The 17,803-nt window shown below is 61.6% G+C and carries 12 protein-coding genes; 4 read left to right on the plus strand and 8 right to left on the minus strand.

Annotated features, from left to right (window positions below; translation table 11 throughout):
- Window positions 1–74: 74 nt before the first annotated feature.
- Window positions 75–1,037, plus strand: coding sequence for an alpha/beta hydrolase (locus CEC48_RS11795; protein ID WP_088423899.1), 963 nt, complete (start codon window positions 75–77; stop codon window positions 1,035–1,037).
- A gap of 50 nt (window positions 1,038–1,087) precedes the next feature.
- Here CEC48_RS11795 and CEC48_RS11800 read toward each other — a convergent pair whose 3' ends face one another.
- From CEC48_RS11800 to pvdM, 5 genes are all read right to left on the minus strand, one after another.
- Entirely contained in the window at window positions 1,088–3,508 is a 2,421-nt protein-coding gene (locus CEC48_RS11800; protein WP_371917762.1) for a TonB-dependent siderophore receptor, read from the minus strand.
- 142 nt (window positions 3,509–3,650) lie between these two features.
- The gene (locus CEC48_RS11805) at window positions 3,651–5,300 is read right to left on the minus strand and encodes a cyclic peptide export ABC transporter (protein ID WP_088423901.1); all 1,650 of its coding nucleotides are present in this window, start codon (window positions 5,298–5,300) and stop codon (window positions 3,651–3,653) included.
- A gap of 139 nt (window positions 5,301–5,439) precedes the next feature.
- Entirely contained in the window at window positions 5,440–6,315 is an 876-nt protein-coding gene (locus tag CEC48_RS11810; protein WP_088423902.1) for a formylglycine-generating enzyme family protein, read from the minus strand.
- 31 nt (window positions 6,316–6,346) lie between these two features.
- Window positions 6,347–7,624, minus strand: coding sequence for an aminotransferase class V-fold PLP-dependent enzyme (locus tag CEC48_RS11815; protein ID WP_088423903.1), 1,278 nt, complete (start codon window positions 7,622–7,624; stop codon window positions 6,347–6,349).
- A 27-nt stretch (window positions 7,625–7,651) separates the two neighbouring features.
- Window positions 7,652–9,001 carry a pyoverdine-tailoring dipeptidase-like protein PvdM gene (gene pvdM, locus CEC48_RS11820; RefSeq protein WP_088423904.1) on the minus strand — a complete coding sequence of 450 codons (1,350 nt, stop codon included), beginning with the start codon at window positions 8,999–9,001 and terminating at the stop codon, window positions 7,652–7,654.
- 152 nt (window positions 9,002–9,153) lie between these two features.
- Here pvdM and CEC48_RS11825 point away from each other — a divergent pair, with 152 nt between their 5' ends.
- Window positions 9,154–10,782 carry a PvdJ/PvdD/PvdP-like protein gene (locus tag CEC48_RS11825; RefSeq protein ID WP_088423905.1) on the plus strand — a complete coding sequence of 543 codons (1,629 nt, stop codon included), beginning with the start codon at window positions 9,154–9,156 and terminating at the stop codon, window positions 10,780–10,782.
- A gap of 61 nt (window positions 10,783–10,843) precedes the next feature.
- On the opposite strand, the gene CEC48_RS11830 is transcribed toward CEC48_RS11825, so the two are convergent.
- Genes CEC48_RS11830 through CEC48_RS11840 form a run of 3 tightly spaced genes read right to left on the minus strand, consistent with a single transcriptional unit; the run spans window position 10,844 to window position 15,401 of the window.
- Complete coding sequence (locus CEC48_RS11830) at window positions 10,844–12,250, minus strand: efflux transporter outer membrane subunit (protein ID WP_088423906.1); 1,407 nt, start codon at window positions 12,248–12,250, stop codon at window positions 10,844–10,846.
- A 7-nt stretch (window positions 12,251–12,257) separates the two neighbouring features.
- Window positions 12,258–14,228 (minus strand): MacB family efflux pump subunit, encoded by a 1,971-nt coding sequence (locus CEC48_RS11835; RefSeq protein WP_088423907.1) that lies wholly within the window; start codon window positions 14,226–14,228, stop codon window positions 12,258–12,260.
- Complete coding sequence (locus CEC48_RS11840; protein WP_088423908.1) at window positions 14,229–15,401, minus strand: efflux RND transporter periplasmic adaptor subunit; 1,173 nt, start codon at window positions 15,399–15,401, stop codon at window positions 14,229–14,231. It lies immediately after the preceding gene.
- A 186-nt stretch (window positions 15,402–15,587) separates the two neighbouring features.
- Here CEC48_RS11840 and CEC48_RS11845 point away from each other — a divergent pair, with 186 nt between their 5' ends.
- Together CEC48_RS11845 and CEC48_RS11850 are read left to right on the plus strand one after the other, a co-directional pair.
- Window positions 15,588–16,154, plus strand: coding sequence for a sigma-70 family RNA polymerase sigma factor (locus tag CEC48_RS11845; RefSeq protein WP_371917763.1), 567 nt, complete (start codon window positions 15,588–15,590; stop codon window positions 16,152–16,154).
- Between the two features lie 128 nt (window positions 16,155–16,282).
- Window positions 16,283–17,620, plus strand: a complete 1,338-nt coding sequence (locus CEC48_RS11850; protein ID WP_088423910.1) for a lysine N(6)-hydroxylase/L-ornithine N(5)-oxygenase family protein — start codon at window positions 16,283–16,285, stop codon at window positions 17,618–17,620.
- Window positions 17,621–17,803 lie beyond the last annotated feature (183 nt).

The raw sequence follows: 17,803 nt of genomic DNA on the forward strand, positions 1-17,803 counted from the left end.
CGATCCAACGTTATACAAAGAGGGGCCCTTGCGGCTCCTCTTTCGTCTGTGGCTTTTTCATAAGGAAACCTGCGATGTCCTTGCATCCGGAACTCAATGCCTTCCTCGACCTGGCGCAAGAAAGCCAGGCGGACGGCCCTGGGCCGTTTCACCTGTCAACGCCTGCCCAGGCCCGTGAGGCGTTCGAGCGCACCACCGCGCAACTGCGCTGGGAGGCACCTGCGCAGGTGCGCTGTAGCGCCATCGAATTCACGGCACGCGATGGCTCGACGCTGGCGTTGCGTGTGTACCGTCCTGCTGCCGTTTCGGCGCAGAGCCTGCCGGTACTCGTGTACTTTCATGGCGGTGGCTATGTGGTCGGCAGCCTGGAGTCTCATGACGGGGTGTGCCGCGAGTTCTGCGCCAGAACCCCGTGTGCGGTGGTTTCAGTGGGTTATCGACTGGCACCGGAGCACAGGTTCCCGACGCCGCTGAACGATGGCGCCGATGCCCTGGCCTGGCTGGCCGATAACGCCGCAGGCGAAGGCCTGGACATCACCCGCGTGGCTTTCGGTGGCGACAGTGTGGGGGCCACACTGGCGACGGTACTGGCGTTGCAGTCGGTGCTTGAGCCCGCGACACTGGCAATCAAACCCTGCTGGCAACTGCTGTGCTATCCGGTGACGGACGCTTCCACCAATAGCCCGTCGACCGAGTTGTTCGGCGAGGGGTATCTGCTGGAGAGCGAGACACTTGAATGGTTCTACCGGCATTACGCCCGGGAGGCGGCGGATCGTCTTGACTGGCGCTTCTCGCCATTGCTGGCGCCGGGTTACCAGGGAATGCCACCGGCGTTGATTGCGTTGGCCGGTCATGACCCGCTGCTGGATGAAGGCCGTGCCTACGCCCGACGTTTGCAGGATCAGGGGGTGGCGGTGGAGGTGATCGAGTACGCCGGGTTGATTCACGACTTCCTGCGCTTGCAGAGCGTGGTGCCGGATATCGACGGGGTGTACGGTCAATTGACCCAGGCATTGCGAACCGCGCTGACAGCTTGAGAGCAGGCACAAAAAAACCGGGCCAGGCCCGGTTTTTTTGTGGGTGCTGCTTAGAAGTTGTACGTCACGTCAACCGAGGCGACACGCTCCTGGCCGTAGTAGCAGCCGAACGAATAGTTGCAGTGGGACACGTACTCGCGGTTAAACACGTTTTGCACGTTCAGGCTGGTCTCCACGCCGCGCAGGCTTGGCGATACTTTGCTCAGGTCGTAGCTGACGGTGGTGTCATAGACCACGAAGCCCGGGATCTCGAACGAGTTGGCTGCGTCACCCGGCTTGGGGCCGGTGTAGCGGGCGCCGGCACCGAAGGTCAGGCCATTGAGCACGGCTTGGGTGAAGTGGTAGTCAACCCACAGCGAGGCTGAAACCGGCGCTTGTTGCTCGGTGCGGTTGCCGGTGTTGCCGTAGTTGTTCTTGATGTAGAACGCATCCAAGTAGGAAGCGGCGGCCAGTACGTCGACGTTGGCAATCGACGATTTGACTTCCAGTTCAACACCACGGGAGCGCACCTGGCCCTGCTGGACCGAGTACTGTGTGTATTCGTTATCCTGGCTCAGCACGTTTTTCTGTTTGATCTGGTACACGGAAGCGGTGATCAGGGTCTTCTCGAACGGCTGGTATTTCACACCCACTTCGTACTGTTCGCCTTCGGTCGGCGCGAAGGCCTTGCCACCACGCTCGGGCGCGGTGGTGCCGACGGTCGGCAGGAAGGATTCGGAGTAGCTGACGTATGGCGCCAGTCCGAAGTCGGTGACATAGGTCAGGCCGACACGGCCAGTGAACTTGTTGTCACGCTGTTCGGTGATGGAGTTTGCAATCAGGTCCTTGTTTTCCACTTCGGCCCAGTCCTGGCGGCCACCAACGGTCAGGATCCACTTGTCCAGTTTGATCTGGTCCTGCAGGTAGACGCCGGTCTGGCGCACGGTGTTGTCCCACTTGGTGGTTTTCTCTGGGGTCACGCTGCTGGTGTCGTAGTTGTTGTTTTCGCCGTAGAGGTTGATCGGCAGCACGTTGTAGGAGTTGTAGCCGGTGTATTTGCGGTTGAAGTTGCGATAGTCCAGGCCGACCAGAGTGGTGTGCTCAAGCGCGCCGGTGTTGAATTTGTATTCCAGGTTGTTATCGATGGTGTAAGCGGTGTTGTGCTGGCGCCAGTCGAGTTTGACGCGATTGGCCTGGGTCTGGTCGACCGCGCCGGTGACTGCGTCGGTGACGAAGCTGCGCAGGTAGAAGCCTTTGTAGTCGTCGCGCACGTCGGTGTAGCGGGCGGTGGAGCGACCTTTCAGGTTGTCGCTGAAGCTGTGGGTCAAATCGTAGCCCAGGATGAACTGGTCACGTTTGTAGTCGTTGTATTTCGAGTCGCCGGAGAAGAAATTGCGGTCGATGCGCTTGCCGTTGGGGCCACGCTCCAGAGAGCCGATCATCGGCAGCGCCTGATAGTCTTCCAGCCCCCGGTCCCGCTGGATTTGCGCCAGTACGGTCAGGGAGGTGTCGTCGTTCGGGGCCCAGGTCAGGCTTGGCGCCAGCAGCATGCGTTCACTGTGGGTGTGATCGACCTGCTGGTTGCCTTTCTTCGCGACGCCGACGATGCGATAGCTGAACTCTTTCTGCTCGTCGAGCGGGCCGCTGGTGTCGAATGCGCCGTTGACCCGGTTGTAGCTGCCGGCACCGATCTTGACTTCAGTGCGTTGTTCCGTGGTCGGTCGCTTGGAGACCATGTTGATCAGGCCACCTGGCTGGTTCTGGCCAAAGAGCACCGACGACGGGCCTTTGAGCACTTCGATGCGCTCCAGGGTGTACGGGTCTATCTGCGGAGCGCCGCCCAGGCTGCCGGCATAGGGCAGGTAAGCGCCGTCCAGGTACAACTGGGTAGGGGCGAAGCCACGGCTGGTGATTTCGTCAGCGATCGCGTTGCGGTCGGTGAAGCCGCCAGTGTTCAGGCCGGGCGTGTAGCGCAAGGCTTGGGTCAAGTTCAGTGCGCCCTGGGTCTCGATCTGTTTGGCGGTGACCACGTTGATGGTTTGCGGGATTTCCAGGATGGGCGTATCAGTCTTGGTGCCGGTGGCGCTGCGGGTGGCGACGTAACCGTCCACGGGGCCGTAGGCCGATTCAACAGCCCGGCCGCTGATAGTAGTGGCACCCAGTTCCAGCGAGTCGCCCGTTGCCCTGGCACGTACGGTGACGGTGTTGTCTTGAACAGTGAACACTGCGCCGGTCCCCACCAGCATCAGCGATAACGCCTGTTCAGACGAAAACCGGCCGCTCACCGGTTGGCTGCGCTGGCCCTTTACATCATCGGCGCTGTACAGCACTTGCATGTTCGACTGGGTGCCCAGTGCCTGCAGTGCGCTTGCCAGCGATTGTGCCGGGATATTGAAGCTGATCTCCTGGGCCTGAACCTGCGCACTGAACGGCAACGCCAGCGCCATGCTGAACGCGGTGGCGCTGAAGCCCGGCTGCAGCATACGACGCATGAACAAGGCCTTGGTAAAACGTGGAATCCCCGCAATTGCTGACATTGTGCTCACTCTTACTGGTTTTAATGGTTGCGTAGTTGTTATCGATTCTTAGTTAGACGCACGAGGCTGCAAAAACCAGAATGAGAATCGAACTTATTCATGCCGGTTGAAGTTCGGTGACCACTTTTCCGGCTTCCATGCGAACCAGTTGATCGGCGATGTCGAAGTAACGATCGTCGTGGGAAATCACGATGATGGTTTTGCCCAGGCGCTTCAGATCCGGCAGCAACTCTGTGTAGAAAATTCGCCGGAACGTCGGGTCCTGGTCTGCGGCCCATTCGTCAAACACCAGCACCGGGCGCTCCTCCAGCCATGCATTGACCAGCGCCAGGCGCTTGCGCTGGCCGGTGGACAGGTCGGTTGTGGTGAACGAACCGTCACGCACGCTGACCTTGTGGCCGATCTCCAGGCGTTGCAGGTACTGGTTGGCATCTTCGGGAATATGCGTGTCGCCTTGCACCACATCGTCGAACAGGTAGTAGTCAGCGAAGATCGTGGTGAACAACTGGCGATAGTCGTCACGGGTCACTGCGGTCACGGCCTGGCCGTTGAGGCGGATCTCCCCCTGCTGCGGCGCGTACAGGCCAAGCAGCAGCTTGATCAGGGTGGTTTTGCCGCAACCGTTTTCGCCGACAATGAAGATGATGTCGCCTTGCTCGATCTTCAGGTTTACCGGCCCCAGGCGAAACGGTGCGCTGCCTTCGGTGGGGGGGAAGCTGTAGGCGACGTCAGTCAGTTCCAAGCTGTGCACCGGCGTGCTTTTGTTGCCTTGGTCGCTGAGCAGCAGGTGGGGCTCGGGCGAGGAAAACTGTTCCGACAAGGCTGCAATGCGGCGCAAGGCTATCTGCGCGCGGCTGACGATTGGCAGAGTGCCGATCAGGTGCTCCAGCGGACCTTTCATGTACAACAGCACCAGCACAAAGCCGCTCATCACTGATTTGTCTGCACTCGGCCACAATGATTGCAGCGCGAGCGCCAGGCCGATCACCACGAAAAACAACATGGAGCCGAGGGTCTTGGCGACGACGAAAATATTCACCGAACGGATCTGCGTGTCGCAGATTTTGTCGGCAGTGTTTTCTATGCCTGAGACAAACATGCGGTGCCGGCGTGGACGATGGATACGCAACTCCTTGGCGCCCTCGGCGATGGAGTTGTAGTGTTTTTGCAGTTCGTCTTCGGCGTCGCGGGCCTCCATGAATCCTTTGATTCCGCGGCCCCGGGCAATGTACTGGACGACTGTACCGATGATGATCGCGACCACCATGATCAGGAACATCGGCCATGACAGCATCGCCAGGTAACCCATGCAGCCAAGGGTGACGGTCAGGGAAATGGCCAGCGGCGCGAAGGCGAATGCGAAATCGCTGATGGTGTCGACGTCGTGGGTGAGTACCGGGATCAGGCGGTGGCTGCGGTAGCGCTCGATCTGTTCGATCGGCGCCGACAGGACTTTTTCCCCAAGCTCCTTGCGCAGCCGGGCGATGATCTTTTGCCCCACATAATTGGTGCCGATATCGGAAAAGATCGAACTGACCAGTGCCAGCAGGCAGAGGCCGGCGAAGGCGCCGACCACAGTGTTGGTCAGGCCGCTGTCGGCGTGCAGCACAGTATTGATGGTCGCCAGCAATACCGTGACGCTGAGGCCACCGACCATGCCAAGCAGGATGGAGCCGACGACAATCAGCCGAAAGGGTTTGAGCAGGGTGAACAATTCATTGATCACCCCACGTGTTGGTTTGCTCATGGAGGTTCCCTGCTTGAAGAGCGGCCGGGCGCGGCCTGGGTGGCATAGAGGGCGGTGGTGCGCCGCAGTGCATTGCACGGCGGGTCGCACACACCTGTAAAACGACTGGGAGGAGGGTTAATTTAGATGGCTGGCCGCCTTACAGATCCCGCACGACGCGAAAGCCGATCCAGTCGCCACGGTTGTCTGGTATCAGCGCGTTGCGGTTGCCGGAGCGGGAGAACACGGGCGCTTCGCCCCAGTCGTTGCCGCGGATGCGCCTGAATTCGCATTTGCCGGTCAGCCAGGCGCTGCCGTCGCCTGGGGCGCCGACGTAATCGTCGTTGTAGCAATCGGCGGTCCATTCGTAGACGTTGCCGTGCATGTCGTACATACCGAAGGCGTTGGGCGGGTAGCTGCCCACCGGGGACGAATAGCTGTAGCCGTCCGCCGGGCCGTAGGTATTGGCATGCAGGGCGATGCTGTAGCCCTTGCCCTCATCGAACGGGAAGGGGAACGGGCCGGTGGAGCCGGCACGGGCGGCGTATTCGCGCTGGGCTTCACTGACCATTTGGTAGTGATGGCCGGTTTTCTTCGACAACCACGCGACGTAGCTCTGCACATCCTCAAAGTCCATGCATACGGCAGGTTGGCGCGGCCCTTGTAGATAGCGTGGCTTGCTGGCGACACATTCACGGCCCGGTCGCTCATCGCCATTGGCGATCTTGACCCCGGACTGGCGTACATAGCTGTCCCACTCGCCGGCGGTGACCTGGAAGCGGCTCATGGCGAAGGGCTTGGCGAAGGTGACCGGGTGCATCGGGCCTTCGTCGGGCTCGCGGCCCACTTCGTCTTCGGGGGTGCCCATGGTGAACGTACCGGCGGGCAGCACGACCATTTCGGGGCAGTCCTTGCAGTCCTTGAACACTTTACCGGGTGCTGGCGTGGCGGCCTGCGCCAGGCCTGGCAGCAGGGCACCGCACAGTGTCGTCAGAATCAGTGCGGCCAGTGGTTTGAGGTGCGGGTGATGGTTCATGGGAGCATCTCGATGAAAAGAAAAAGAGGTGTCACAACCGTTGGCTCAGCAAGGTCATGAAGCGCTGGATCTCGGCCGATGTGTTGAGCAGGCCCGGGGAGGTACGAATCACCGGGCCGGCATCCCGATAGACCGAGTCGATCACTACCCGGTTTTTCATCATGTAAGCCGCCACGTCGCGGCTGTCCTGGCCGTTGACCCGGAAGAAGGTAAAGCCCGCCGACAAATCGGAGCTGCGGGGTGTCACCAGCTCGATCTTCGAGTGCGCCAGCAATTGGGTTTTCAGTTCATCGTTGAGCTGATGGATGCGCGCCTGAACCTGCGGCTTACCCAGTTGCAGGTGCAGCTTGAACGCTTCGTCTGCGGCCCAGCGATGTTCGAAGGCGTGATAACCACCGGGTGTCATGGTGGTCGCGAAGTTGGTGTCTTCGGAGAAGGTCGGCACCATCGGTGTCACGTCGGTGTTCTGCTCCGAGCGGGCGCAAATGATCCCGGTGCCCCGTGGGCCGAACATCCACTTGTGGGTGCCGGCAATGAAAAAGTCGCAATGCATCTGCGGGAAGTCGAGGTTCTCGACACCAAAGCCATGCACGCCATCGACCACGTAGAGGATGCGGTCCTTGTCGTCGCGGTGGCGGTTGTGTTCATCCACCAGCTTGCCGATCTCGCCGATCGGCAACTTGACGCCGCTGCCGGACTGCACCCAAGTCATGCCGAGCACGCGGGTGTTGGGACGGATATTGCGCTCGATAGAGCCGAGCACTTCGTCGACGGATACCGAATGGGCGTTTTCGAATAATTTGATCTTGCGTACCTGCGTGCCTTGCTTGCGTACCCGGAAATCGAGGCTGTAGGCGGTAGCGTAATGTTCGTGAACGGTGGTCAGGATCTCCTGGTCTGGCCGCACGTGGATGCCGCCGTAAATCATCGCCAGCCCTTCCGAGGTGCTGCCGGTCAGGGCGATCTGGCCAGGCCTGGCATTCAGGTAGCGGCCGGCCCATTCGCGCACCTGGCCTTCACGTTTCCAGGTCTCTTGCAGGTCCCAGTCCATGGCCAGGCCCGGGTTGCGGTCGATCTGTGCGCGGTAACGGTCAATCGCGTCGCGCACCGGTTTGGGGTGCGAGGCCACCAGGAAGTTGGAAAAGTGCAGGTAGTCCGGGTCCTGGGTGAACAGTTGGCGAAACCCTGCCCATGGGTCGCCAGGTGGTGCCGCATTGCCTGCCAGTGCCTGGGGGATGATGGCAGTGCCCAGCGGCAGGCTCGCGGCGAGAAGCCCGGCCTGCTTGAGAAATGTACGGCGGTCGGTCATGAATTCACTTCATTCATTGGGGGTGGTTCAGCGGTTGGCCAATGGCTTGGCGGCTTTTTGTACCTGGTCCCAGACCCGCAGGAAGTTGCCTCCCCACAGCTTGGCGATATCGGCTTCGGAGTAGCCGCGCTGGATCAGCTCGGCGGTCACGTTGCGCACTTCGCCGACGTTCTCCCAACCCTTGATTCCGCCGCCGTCGTTGAAGTCCGAGGCAATGCCGACGTGGTCGATGCCAATCTTGCGCACGGTGTAATCGATGGCATCGCCCAGGTCCTTGAGAGTGGCCTTGGGTTCTTCTTCGAGGATGGCGTACAGCGCACTGGCGTACTGGCCGAACTTCTGTTCGGGCCAGGCCGAGATGATCGGATCGCCAGGCATCAGGGCCACGGCCAGGTTGGGCAGTGGCGGCAGGTCGAAGCGTGCGCGCAGAGCGTTGAGCTTGTCCTGGATGGGCTGGCTGAGGGGGCGCAGGTACGCAGGGAAGCCCACCACCTGGACTACGCCGCCGCTGTTCTTGATCAGTTGCAGTTCTTTGTCGCTGAGGTTGCGCGGTATGTCCACCGACGCCCGTGGCGCCGAGTGGGAGGCCACCATGGGGGTGCGGCTCAACTGCGCCACTTGCTCCAGGGCCTTGGTAGACATTTGCGAGACATCAATGATTACGCCCAGGTCATTGAGGCGATGTACCGCTTGCTTGCCGATGTCCGAGAGGCCATCGAGGGCGTCGGGCGAGTCATTGAAAAACGGCAGCGGGCGCGACGAGTCCGACCAGGCATTATTGCCGATGTAGCTGAAACCGAACATGCGCATGCCGCGCGCCGTCCACAGGTTCAACTGATTCAGGTCATCGCCCAGCGGATAGGCGTTGAGCATGCTGATAAAAATCGCAAACTTGCCTTCGCCATGCAGGCGCCGGAAATCATCCGGTGTGTAGGCAATGCCGACCTGGTTGGGGAAGTCGCGGACCATGCCGGAAATGATCTTGTAGCGAGTCTCCTGCTGGTGGCGGGCTTCTTCGACAAAACCTTCGGTGGGCTTGTGGGGCGCGTTGGGGCCGTTCCACATTTCCGGCCAGCCGAAAATCGTCAGGGCTGCGCCGGACAAGCGCCCTCGGTTGGCCTTGGCCAGGTCGAACTGGCCGCTGCCATCCTTGTCAGCTTCGTTGCCGGCGGTGCCAAAGTTAAGCGGCACGGTGATGTGACTGTCGAACGACAGCAGGCGGTCCTGCAACTCATTGGCTTGCTTGATTACCGCCAACGGGTACCCGGCATTACCCTTGAACCAATGGTCCCAAACCAGGAACCCGGCCCCGGCGCCAATGGCCAGGACCAGTGGCAGGCCGAGGTACAACGCCTTTTTCGAACGTGGTTTTGTCATTGCCATCTCAGTCAGTTGAGGCCTTTGCTATCTGGGATGAACGAGCGATGGGCGAGAAAATTTAGGCGTGTTGCCGGCGGTGCTAAATTTCCCCTGTCAGCGAACGTTCTAGCTTGGATAAAGCCTGCTTGATGGCTGACACAGGTAAAGCAATGACGATTTCTCGACGAGGGTTTATCGCCGGCCTGGCGCTGACTGGCGCTGCAGTGCCTGCGGCCTTTTATGCCCATCGCGAGCTGACGCGTGAAGAGTTTCCGATTACCCCCGGCGAAGCCACGGTCGACCTGGCAGACACCGCCGGCCAGCATTTGGCGGACAGCCTGCGCGGCGTCTGGAGTGTGCGGTTGGCAGGGCGCGATGCAGGTCTGAACGGCTTGCCCCTGGACGGCCTGGAATTGCTCCTCGACATCGCACCGCGAGGGCGTGGCCTGCGTGGCTACCTGGACACCGCCGAACAGCTGCGTGCCGACGGCGAACCGCGCTACCGTGTGCTGGGTGACCTGGCTACGGGCGACGGGGCGCATCTGTATTGGCGCCTGATCGACCGCGATGCAGCGGACGGTGCTCCTGCCTATGAATTCAAAATGACCCTCGATGAAGTCTGGGCCGAGTTCGGTAACGCTGGCAGCGGCACCCTGAGTGGGCAAGTCCTCAGCCTGGATCGGCCATTGGCCCTGCTCGAACAAGACAACCATTTTGTCGCCACCAAGCAGCTGTTTCCCGAAGCCCGTGAGCGCATTGGTCTCAACCCAACGTTACTGGCCTGGCTGATTGCTCCTGAACACCGTCTGTTTCACCAGCTCTGGCACGCCTCTCGTGACCAGTGGCATAAACTCTCTGAAGACAAGCGCAATGCCTTGCGGGGGATCGGCTGGCAGCCGGGCCCACGTGACAACGAGCGCGATGCCCGTGGGGCGCGCAAGGATCGCAACGGTTCGGGTATCGACTTCTTTTTCATGCACCGGCACATGCTCGGCGCCGCCCGTTCGATGCAGGATTTGCCATCGTGGGCATACTTCCCGCAGCCGCAACCGGGGCTGGAGCGTGATCGCCAAGGGTTTGTCCGCTATTTCGACAACCATGACGGTTTTGCGCTACCGCCCACCTGGAGGGCGGCGAATGACAGCGCGTACACCCAGTGGGTCAGCGATATCAAGGCAGCCGAGACTTACCACAGTAATTTCGAGGTCTGGGAGTCGCAGTACCGTGACCCGCGTTACCTCGCGAAACTGACGTTAGGGCAGTTCGGCTCCGAGGTGGAACTGGGGCTGCACGACTGGCTGCATATGCGCTGGGCCTCGGTGCCACGTGACCCGTCCAACGGTGCCCCGGTGCCTTTTGCGCGTGATCCCGCTGACTTTGCGGGGCGTTGGTATGCACCGGAGAATGACTTTCTGGGTGACCCGTTTTCCTCGCATGTGAATCCGGTGTTCTGGCGTTTTCACGGTTGGATTGATGACCGCATCGAGGATTGGTTTCGCGCTCATGAGCGTTTTCATCCGGGGGAAGTGAGCCGCTTGCAGGTCAACGGCGTGCCCTGGTTTGCGCCGGGGCGCTGGGTGGAAGTGGATGATCCATGGCTGGGGCCGGATACCCATGGTTGCAGCACCACGCCAGGGTTGCAGATGGGAAAATCGATGGAGATGGACCCGGAGACCATGAAGCTGGCACTGCGGATTACCTTCGGTGCGGATGAGGACACGTTGACCGGGTTGTTTCGCAAGGTGCCCAGGCGGCCTTGGTACGCGCGGCATTTGAAGGTCAAGGAGCGGGTGCTCTAAAGGGTGCGTCGTTCAACTGCAGGAGCCGGCAAGCCAGGCTCCTGGATTGGAATTTTGTTGTTCAGTTGATGGTGCCTGGCACCTGCCATCCACCCCCCAGTGCCTTATACAGCGCAATGCTTGCGTTCAGCCGCGACCGGCGCAATTGCACATTCAAATCCTGCGCCGCATAGAGCGTGCGCTGCGTCTCCAGCACTGTCAGCAAGTCCTCCGCCCCGGCCTCGTACCGGCTTTGGGCAATCTCAAAGGCGGTCTGTGCCTCACTCAATTCCTCGCTCTGCCACTGGCGCTGCGCATCCAGCCCGCGAATGCTGCTCAGGGCCTTTTCCACATCGGCAAAGCCATTGATGATCGCGCCCCGGTATGTCTGCAGCAGTTCATCCTGGCGTGCGTGGGCCTTATTCCGTTCGGCGCTCAGACGGCCATTGTTGAAGATCGGTGCGACCAGGCCCGACGTGAGGTCGTAGAACGGGTTGCGCAATACGTCGCTGAGTTTATCGGCGCCCGAGCCAAGGTCGGCACTGAGGGTGATGGTGGGCAACATGGCTGCCCGGGCGACGGTGACGTCTGCCTGGGCCGCTGCCAGGCGGGCCTCGGCGCTGGCGATATCGGGCCGGCGGCTGAGCAGTTGGCTGGGAACGCCGGCACTGATGCTCGGCCAGTTCAACTGTGCAAAGGGCTGCGGTGCGAGGTGCAGGTCCTGCACCGGTTTGCCCAACAGCGCCGCGAGGCTGATCAAGGCCTCGTCGGCCTGTTGTTGTGCCAGCGGCAGTTGGCGTTGTTGCGCGGCCACCAGGCTTTTTTGCTGAGCCAGTTCCAGGGCGGTAGCGGAGCCTGCATCGTGGCGGGTTTGTACCAGTTTCAACACGCTTTGGGCGTTGTCCAGGTTCAGTTGAGCAATGCGCAGTTGCTCACACAATGACAGCCACTGGGTATAACTGGTTGCAACGCCGCTGAGCAGGGTCAGCTCAACCGTGGCCTGGTCGAACTCGCTGGCGCGCACTTCCTCCACGGCGCTGTCCCGCGCGGCGCGCTTGCCGCCCCAAAAATCAATTTCGTAAGTGGCGCTCAGGCGCGCATCAAAGTAATCCACGGCCTTGTTGCTGCTGGTGGCGTCCAGCTGGCTGTAGCCATTGCCCCGCAGCAACTGCTGGCGGTTTGCATTGAACGCGCCGGTGAGTTCAGGCAGCAACGGCGCCCCGGCTATCACCGCGCTGGCCTGGGCCTGGCGCACCCGGGCCATGGCGCTGGCCAGGTCGTAACTGCCACTGCGGGCCTGTTCGATCAGTTGGTTGAGCTGGCGGCTGGCAAAGGTCGCCCACCATTGCTGGTTGTCCCGCAGCGCCGTTACGCCGCGTGCGCTGTGCCAGGCGGGCGGTGCTTGCATACCGGCGTCGAGGCGCGGTGCGGGGGTGCTGCAGGCAGCCAGCAGCAGGCTGGCGGCGAGGAGGGTCAGGGGCGCTTTCATAGGGCGATCATTCACTGGTAAGGGCCTTGACCGGATCAAGTCGGGCGGCTTTTCGGGCCGGCATGAAACCGAAAATGACGCCGGTGACCAGGGCGCACAAAAAGGCACCCAGGGCGGCCGGAATCGAGAATGCGACGGCCACGTTGCTAAGGATCAGCACGCCACCCACCAGCAGAGCAAGGCCGATGCCGGTGACGCCACCGACCACCGAGAGCATCACCGCTTCGGTAAGGAACTGACGCAGGATGTCCCGCTGCCGTGCGCCGGTGGCCATGCGAATGCCGATCTCCCGGGTGCGTTCGCGCACGGTCATCAGCATGATGTTCATCACGCCGATACCGCCCACCAACAGCGAAATCGCGGCAATCGAGCCGAGCATCAGCGACAGGGTGTTCTGGGTGCGTGCCTCGGCCTGGATCATCGCGGCGTTGTTGGTCAGTTCAAAGTCATGCTTGCCGTTGTGCAGGCGCAGCAACAACTGGTTGATGGCCTGTTCGGCGTCGTGCACGTTGCGCGCGTCGGCAGCGGCAATCACTACGTATTCGGGGTTGTAGCTGCCGAATAGGCGCACGCTGGCGGCGGAGTAGGGGATGGCGATACGGTCATCGCTGTCCTTGTTGCCGGAGCTGGCGCCTTTTTCGGCGAGCACACCGACCACCTGGAACGGAACGTTTTCGATCAGGATGTATTGTCCGATCGGATCGACCTGATCCTTGAACAGCTTGTCCCGTACCCGCTTGCCGATCACGGCCACCGTGGCTCCGGCGCGCTCGTCGGCCTCGGTGAAGTAGCTACCCTCGACCACCGGCCAGTTGAAGATTGCCGGGAAGTTGGTGTCATTGCCGCCGACATAGGCCATGTGGTCGACGTTGCCAAAGCGAACCCCGGCCTCTGCGCCATTCACCGGCATGATGCGCCTGACCTGAGGCAGGGCCGCCAGGGCGGCCACGTCGTTGAGGGTGATCACGCCGGGTGGCGTGCGCGGGTTGGGTGCCGACCCGCTGACGTAGAGGATATTGGAGCCAAAGGCGCCCATCTGCGCCATGACCTGGCGCTTGCTGCCTTCGCCCACCGCCAGCATCACCACCACCGACGCGACGCCGATGATGATCCCCAGCAACGTCAGCGCGGTGCGAAAGCGGTTGATCCACATCACCCGCCAGGCGGCTTGCACGGCGTCCAGCAACTCGGCTTTCCAGGCACCGTTGTGCTCGGCGCCATCGGCCAGGCGCTGGCGCAGGTCCACGGCTTGCAAGGCGCCCGAGATGGCCACGGGGGCCGTCTTGCTGGTGTCGGCGGAGTCGCTGATGATCAGCCCATCGCGAATCTCGATGATGCGGTTGGCCCGCGCCGCCACTTCGCGGTCGTGGGTGATCAGGATCACCACATGGCCCTGGCTGGCCAGTTCGTCCAGCAGGGTCATGACCTCGGCGCCGCTGTGGCTGTCGAGTGCGCCGGTAGGCTCGTCGGCGAGGATGATATGCCCGCCGTTCATCAATGCGCGGGCAATTGACACCCGTTGCTGTTGGCCGCCGGAAAGCTGGTGCGGGCGATTGGCGGTGCGTTCGGCCAGGCCCAAACGAGTCAGCAGGGCGTTGGCGCGGGCGTGGCGTTCGGCGGCGCTGATACCGGCATAGATCGCCGGCATTTCGACGTTTTCCTGGGCCGAGCCGGAAGGGATCAGGTGGTAGCCCTGGAACACAAAACCAAAGGCTTCGCGGCGCAGCCAGGCGAGTTCGTCACTGTCCAGTTGGGCGACGTTCTCCCCGGCGAACAGGTAGTCGCCCTCGGTGGGGCGGTCGAGGCAGCCGAGGATGTTCATCAGCGTGGATTTGCCGGAGCCGGAGGCGCCGACAATCGCCACGAATTCACCGGCATGGATCGCCAGGTCGATGCCGCGCAGCACGTCAACCTGGGGTGTGTCGCCGCCGCCGTAGGATTTGCGGATGCCCTTGAGTTCGATCAGTGGGGTCGACATTCAACCCCCGCTGCCATCGGCCGGGCCGATCAGCAGGTGATCGCCTTCGTTCAGGCCTTCCAGCACCTGGACTCGCAGGCGGTCGCTGATGCCCAGGCGGATTTCGCGCAGTTCAATGTTGCCGTTTTTCGCCACCACGCGGGCGATCTGCTTGTCGGCGCCAATACGGCCTTGCAGGGCGGCAACAGGGGCGGTGAGGGTGTTCTGCGCCTGGCCTGCGACGAAGAACACTTGGGTAGTCATTTCGGCCATCAAGGCGTTGTCGGTGTTATCAACATCCAGCAGCACCGTGTACAGCACCACTCGGCCGGTGCCGCTTTTGCCGGCACTGCTGGGGCTGCCGCTGCCCTGGCTGGTTTCGTTGAGCGGCTTGGGCGGGATCGGCAAAATCTGCCGTACGGTACTGCTCCAGCGCCGGGCACCGCCGCTCAAGGTGGTGAAGTAGGCGGTCATGCCGGGTTTGACGTGGCCGATATCCGCTTCCGAGACCTCGGCCCACACGGTCATTGGTGACAGCTTGGCGATCCGCAGGATCAGCGGGGTTTGCTGCTGGGCGTTGAGGGTCTGGCCTTCCCGGGCGTCCACCGCGACCACGGTGCCGCTCATCGGCGCATAGATGCGGGTGTAGCCCAGTTCCGCTTCGTCGCTGCGCAGGCTGGCCCTGGCCTGGCGGATCTGCGCCTGGAACATCTCGACCCGGGCCTGGGTGGCACTCAGTTCGGCCTTGGCGGTTTGCACGTCTTCTTCACGAGTGGCGTTACCGGCCTCCAGGCGTTGCTGGCGCTGGTACTTCTGGCGGGCGAGTTCGTGCTGGGCCCGTTGCTCCTGCAACTGGGCCTGCAGGTTTTCGATGGCAAAGCGGCTGGCATCGAGCTTGGCTTTTTGCGTCGAGGGGTCGATCTCCACCAGCAATTGGCCTTCGTTGACCTGATCGCCGGCTTCAACGTGGATCTTCTGGATTTGCCCGGACGCCTGCGCGCCCACGTCCACATAGCGCCGGGGTTGCAGGGTGCCCAAGGCCGTGACGCTGCTTTCGATATCGCCACGCGTCACGGTGACGGTCGCCAGATTGTCCCGGCCCGGCGGCAGGACCTGCCAGGCCGCCACGGCAATAATGGGAATCAGGCACGTAATGACAAACAGCGCGCGTCGGGCAGGTCGAGGACGTTTCATGCAGAGTTCCAGCCAGGAAAGATCGGCCCGCAGGAGCGGGAAGCTGACAGGTAGACGAGGAAATTGCCCGGGGATTTAGGCCGTTACATATGCGGTTACAGGTGTGCGGAGGCAAAATAATTGCCTGGCGATGCAAGTCTTGTTTAAAAGTAGATGAGAATTACTATAAATTACACGCGCCTCAAACTGCCATCATCGAGCTGCGTCACCGAATCGGCTGTTAACTTCGTATTCAAAGGACCTAATTCCGCCTCCAGGCGGTCGGGAGTCATGTTGGAAAACTACTATCGCGAGCTGGTGTGTTTCCTTAACGCCAAGCTGGGCAACCGTCAGGTGGCCGAAGATGTGGTGCATGACGCTTATGTGCGAGTACTGGAGCGCGCCAGTGATACGCCGATCGAACAGCCTCGCGCCTTTCTCTATCGCACCGCACTGAACCTGGTGATAGATGGCCATCGGCGCAACGCGTTGCGCCAGGCCGAACCCCTGGAAGTACTCGACAGCGAAGAGCGTTTTTCGCTGTCTTCGCCTCACCACAGCCTGGATCACGGCCAGCGCCTGGAGATGCTCGAGCGCGCCCTGGCCGAACTGCCGTCGCTTTGCCGTGACAGCTTCCTGCTGCGCAAGCTTGACGGTCTGTCCCACCTGCAAATCGCCGAGCGCCTGAGCATTTCCCGCGCGTTGGTGGAAAAGCACATCGTCAATGCCATGAAGCATTGCCGGGTGCGCATGCGCGAGTGGGACGCGCACTGATTCCAGCGCCAGCTAAATTTTTTTTCATTGTCCTCGTCTCCTATCAACACACGACCTGTTGCTGTGCCTTCAGGTCTCTGAGGCTTTCCCGCCCCCACCGCCACGGGGCTTATCCAGAGGACACTGGAATGACACAGGCAATTGCATCGCCCGCCGTTCACGACCTGATCGGTATTGGTTTCGGCCCTTCGAACCTGGCGCTGGCCATCGCCCTGCAGGAGCGTGAGAAAGCCCAGGGCAAACTGGACGTGCTGTTTCTCGACAAGCAGGCCGACTACCGCTGGCACGGCAACACCCTGGTGACCCAGAGTGAATTGCAGATTTCCTTCCTCAAGGACCTGGTGACCCTGCGCAACCCCACCAGCCCGTATTCGTTCGTCAATTACCTGAAAGCCCACGGCCGACTGGTGGACTTCATCAACCTGGGCACCTTTTATCCGTGCCGCATGGAGTACAACGACTACCTGCGCTGGGTCTCGGGGCAGTTCCAGGCGCAGAGCCGTTATGGCGAGGAAGTGCTGGCCATCGAGCCGATCCTGCATCAGCAGCAGGTCGAGGCGCTGCGGGTGATTTCCCGGGATGCCCAGGGTGAGCAGCATGTGCGCACCACCCGTTCGGTGGTGGTCAGCGCTGGTGGCACGCCGCGTATTCCGGCGTCGTTCAAGGGGCTCAAGGATGACGGGCGGGTGTTCCATCACTCCCAATACCTGGAGCGCATGGCCAAGCAGCCGTGTGTCGACGGCAAGCCGATGCGCATCGCGATCATCGGCGGCGGCCAGAGCGCGGCCGAAGCCTTTATCGACCTCAACGACAGCTTCCCGTCGGTACAGGTCGACATGATCCTGCGCGGCTCCGCCCTCAAGCCCGCCGATGACAGCCCGTTCGTCAACGAAGTGTTCTCGCCGGAATTCACCGACCTGGTGTTCCAGCAGAACGGCAGTGAGCGCGAGCGCCTGGTCAACGAGTACCACAACACCAACTACTCAGTGGTGGACCTGGACCTGATCGAGCGCATCTACGGGATCTTCTACCGTCAGAAAGTCTCCGGCATCGCCCGTCACGCGTTCCGCACCCTGACCACCGTGGAAAAAGCCACGGCCGGGCCGCTGGGTGTCGAGTTGGCGTTGCGCAACAACGCCACCGGCGAAACCAGCCTGAATCACTACGATGCCGTGGTGTTGGCTACCGGTTACGAGCGCCAGATGCACCGCCAGTTGCTGGCACCGTTGGCGGACTATATGGGCGACTTCGACGTCAGCCGCGACTACCGCATTGTCACCGACGAGCGCTGCAAGGCCGGCATCTACATGCAGGGCTTCAGCCAGGCCAGCCATGGCTTGAGCGACACCTTGTTGTCGATCCTGCCGATTCGTGCCGACGAGATTGCTGCGTCGCTGTACGAGCACGACCGCAGCCGCGGCAAGAGCCGTTCGGTGCAGGATCTCTTGCTGGCGACCGCTAGCTGAGGACCGCCCACTGCCCACTGTAGGAGCGCGCTTGCTCGCGAAGGTCGTCAACGATGACGTTGGCATCCTGATTCAACGCAGCGCTCTCAGGTTTGTCGCGAGCAAGCTCGCTCCTACAGACGGCACTGGAATTGGGGCGTAGCTGCTGATACTGTACAAAAAACCAGTATCGGTAGAAGCCTC

Origin of the sequence: Pseudomonas sp. K2I15 (assembly GCF_002204795.1) — a bacterium.
GTDB lineage: Bacteria > Pseudomonadota > Gammaproteobacteria > Pseudomonadales > Pseudomonadaceae > Aquipseudomonas.